Origin of the sequence: uncultured Campylobacter sp., from assembly GCF_938017615.1 — a bacterium.
Classification (GTDB): domain Bacteria; phylum Campylobacterota; class Campylobacteria; order Campylobacterales; family Campylobacteraceae; genus Campylobacter_B.
Window position 1 is genome coordinate 1 of sequence record NZ_CALIJA010000171.1, and the last position, 3,384, is coordinate 3,384.

The following is a 3,384-nucleotide window of genomic DNA, read 5'->3' on the forward strand; positions in this document are numbered from 1 at the left end:
AGAGCTTGCACTCGTAGAATTTTCGTCTGCAGAATTTACGCCATCACTCGCGGAAGCGGAATTTTCGTCCTCAAAAAATGCAGGCATCCACCCTCGCAGCAGCCCTGCTGCGCCGGTTTTCGGTGTGTAGCCCGTATTTGCCGCGCCTCCGTAGATTGCGCTAGCCAAAACGGCGCAGAGCAGAGCTTTGCAAAAGCGAGCAAACGCCGCGCCACCCCTGCCACAGCGATACTCTCGCGGAATTTTACGAGCTTTTACGACGCACCACACTGCGCTTGCCAGCCACAGCGCCACACCGCCCAGCAACCCCACAGCAGCGATTACCGCGCCGCATGCAAGTGCCCAAAAATAATGCTCCGCAAAGATCATCTCGAAGCAGCCCTCGCACGCTAGTGTAGCCGCTGCGATAAGCGCGCCTTCGCCTATGCACCACACCGCGCGGTCATATCGCGGACTTAGCACGCCAAGAGCCCCAGCCATCGCGCTGCCCAAATCACGAGCGCATTGCTGCGAAATAAAGCCCTCGCAAACGCGCATAATCGCCGCGATGAAACTCTGAGCGCAATCCTCGCGCAAAGAACGCGAGAAAAAGAACTTCTTTAATCGCGCAAAGGGCGAAATTTTAGAATTTGACGCGGCAGGATCTTGCGTATTCGTGCGATTTTTAAATTTTGCAGCGGCTAGATTTTCGGAATTTATTGCGGCGGAGTCTATGGAATTTGTGGAATTTTGAGCATTTAAGACACTTAAATCTCGGTAATCTCGCTCGCCGCGTAATTCGTAAAGACCCTCCGCAGTGCGATCAGAAGTGTCACTTAAGCCTTCTTGCGAGCCGGCAAAATTAGGTCCATTCTGCGCGCGAGCTTCGCTGCTTTGCTGCCTAGCATCAAAATCGCTGGCAGAATTCTCTCCGCTTTCCGAAAGATCCGCCCCTGTAAATTTTATGCCGCCGCCCACTCCGCCTGCGAACCTACCTTGCTCTCCGCGCAACCCCAAGCGATTATCTTCTGCGCTCATAGGATTTGCCGAAGCGCTCGCGAATTTCATGCCTACAAATTTTACGCTCGCGCCGCCCTTGAGATTTTCTTTGCGCGAAGCGTCTTTTGCAAGGCTCAAAGCGTCGCGATCAGCCGTGCCGCAGGTAGAATTTACAGAGTTAAAATGTCTATCCGCGCCGCGCAACTGCTCGAGATTTAGCGTCTCGCCGCGCAGCTTAGCACTAGCTAGGCGCATCGCCGCATCCAGCACAGGCTTTGCGCGAAACAGCGCAAAAAGGCTTTGCGCATCATCCCGCCCTAGCCTAGCGGGTGCGCCGTGCGCCGCCGCAAGCTCCGGCGCAAAAACTTCGTCAAAAAAGCTAGGTCTTACAAATGTTGCACCTCCGAAGCACGCCGCATCGTAAGCCTTGCCGCAGACGGCAAAACTCAAGCGCAAAAAATCATCCTCCGCGCTAAATACCGCTTCGCAGCCGCCCTGCACCGCTCGCAGCGAGCTTAGACGAAACAAAAGTCTGCGAGCTGCAAAACCTACGCCCTTGCTGCATAAAAACTCCAGCAGCTCGCGCCCGAAAACCTGCGAGCTAGCGCCTATGCTGACGCTCGGGCGGGCATAAACGGATATTTTGCCGGTGCGAGTGAAATACCCGCGCCCATCGCAGTGCTCGCAGCGAAAATCACCCGCGCCGCCACACTTTTCGCAGCGCAGCCTGCCCGTACCGCCGCAAGCTGGACAAATGCGCGAGCCGCTACCGCCGCAGCTAGCGCAGGGAATGAAGCGATAGCCCATAGAATTTGACGCAGAACCTGCAGAAAGGCCGCGCGCATGAGCGTCCGTAGAGCTTAACGCCGCACGGCTATAGCCACCGGCGCCCTTGCAATCGGGGCAGATCAAGCGCCCGCGCCCGCCGCAGTTAGCGCACGGCGCCTTGCCTGCGCCTTCGCAGGCTTTGCAGCGCCTCCTGCCCGATCCGCCGCAATGCTCACAACGCAGCTGAACGCTAAAAGGCTTAAAATCGTGAAATTTTATGATTTGATCCGCATTCATAGCAGCTTTTTGGGGGTCTGCACGCAGGCGTAGCATAAAGGCCTCGCTTAGCTCCGCATCAGTGCTTGCCGCGCGTAGGCACTCGCGCGCATGAGCTTCGAACTGCGCGACGTCAGCGAAATGCAGCTGCGCGCGCTCGCCGCCACTTATCTGCGAGACGCTAAACTTGCCGGCAAAGTCATAACGCACGCCAAGTCGCACGCTAAATCCATAAAACTCGCGATCAAGCTCACGCAGATCGGCGCCGCCGCTACGCGCTAAAGCTTTTAGTCTAGCAACAAACGCCTCTGCAAGCTCCTCTTTATCCAGCTTGTCCATGATCGCTCCTTTCTTGCAGGCACGCCACAAAGCCGCGCCGCATAAATTTTAAAATTCCTTTATTAAGATCCCGCAAATTTTAGCATTTCATATAATTATACCGCGAAAGGGAATTTTAAAATTCTAAAATCTCACGCAGGATGGAATTTAGCGCCATTGCGCGCCGTAAAATCTCGCTGCAAATCAAAACTCTAAAATAGAGCTAGACGCGGAATTTCGCACTGCGGCGCGGCGACGTACATAACTGCCGCAACAAATACGGCGCGAACGGATCGCAAAACGGAGCCGCCAGGCATACGGCGCCCGAGCGGTAGTAGCGGGCATGCAAGCTTTAATTCCGCAGCAGCACATAATTTGGCTCGCGACGATGTACGACACAGCGTAACGCGAAGCAAATTTCACGCCTACATAAAATTTTAAATTTCACGGCGAGCTCGTACGTACGACATGCAATTTAAAATTTTACGACAGCTATAGCGCGGCATGCAGCGGCCTAAAATTCTGCGATAAGCGGCACGCAAATTTCAATCCCGCGCGACAATCAGGCGACGAGCGCGTGGAGTGCAATTTAATTTATAAGCGCGCAGCGGCATATAGTCATCGCGCAAATTCAGTTCGCAGCGGGCAGCACGGCGCGAAATTTCATTGCCGCGACGCATCAGCTCGTAAAATTTAGTTCTACTGCCATGCAGCTATAGCCGCCTGCGCCTTTGCAAGCAGAGCAGATCAGACATCCGCGCCCACCGCAGACGTTGCATGGCGGTGAGTAAAATTTAATCCGGGCTCTGCAAACCTCCGCCAACATGACTGATCGTACGAGCGTAAAATTTAGCTCGCCTGCCGCGTAATTCAACTCACGGCGGTGTATGTCGCGGCGCAAGCGCGAATTTTAGATCGTGCGGCGATCTGCTGCGCGACCGACGGATTAATTTCACGGTGCGCTCGACATGAAATTTAGAATCTCGTAGTGACACATGACACTGTGCGCGGCCGCGTGAAATTTTAAATTTCACGGCGAACCTA

Annotated in this window: 1 protein-coding gene; it reads right to left on the reverse strand. The window is 54.6% G+C overall.

The annotated features are described in order from the left end of the window. A partial coding sequence (locus tag Q0620_RS08890) for a hypothetical protein (protein WP_298784603.1) occupies positions 1 to 2,361 on the reverse strand: 2,361 nt, incomplete at its 3' end. Positions 2,362 to 3,384 lie beyond the last annotated feature (1,023 nt).